The sequence below is a fragment of the Collinsella aerofaciens genome (genome assembly GCF_032584215.1).
Taxonomy (GTDB): domain Bacteria; phylum Actinomycetota; class Coriobacteriia; order Coriobacteriales; family Coriobacteriaceae; genus Collinsella.
The window spans coordinates 1-439 of sequence record NZ_JAWHPN010000135.1 but is presented as its reverse complement, the minus strand read 5'-3'; the positions used below and the strand labels follow the sequence as shown (position 1 = coordinate 439).

Annotated in this window: 1 protein-coding gene; it reads left to right on the top strand. The window is 54.9% G+C overall.

The genetic code is table 11. The annotated features are described in order from the left end of the window. Window positions 1-112: 112 nt before the first annotated feature. Window positions 113-439: hypothetical protein (locus RX395_RS10115; protein WP_316367388.1), on the top strand; the 327-nt coding region annotated here is incomplete at its 3' end.

Here is a 439-nt window from a genome sequence, read left to right as displayed (position 1 = left end):
CTCCCTCAACACACGGAAAAATCAATACCGCTGTAATCTATGCGAGGCTTCCGGAAACAGCGTATCCCTGTACGCGAGAATGAACGGGACCTCTTATCGGCAGGCGCATGAGGTGTTATCCAAGGATGGAGGCATCTACCGGTTTCCTCAGCAGCCCCTGTCACAAAAACCGCCCGAGCCGGAGCCAAAGCCCCTGGCCATGCGGCATGATGTTTACTATGATATGCTCTCCCATCTGACGCTCTCTCCGAAGCATCACAATGATCTGCTCTCCCGCGGTTTGTCAGAGGAGCGTATCAGTCAAAATATGTACCGCAGCCTCCCAAGCGGCACGTCCGCCCGGAGACTGCTGGCCGGCATGCTGTCTGATTTTCATGACCTGGAAGGAATCCCGGGCTTCTATGTGGATAAGGACGGCTTTTGGAACATCTCCGGACAC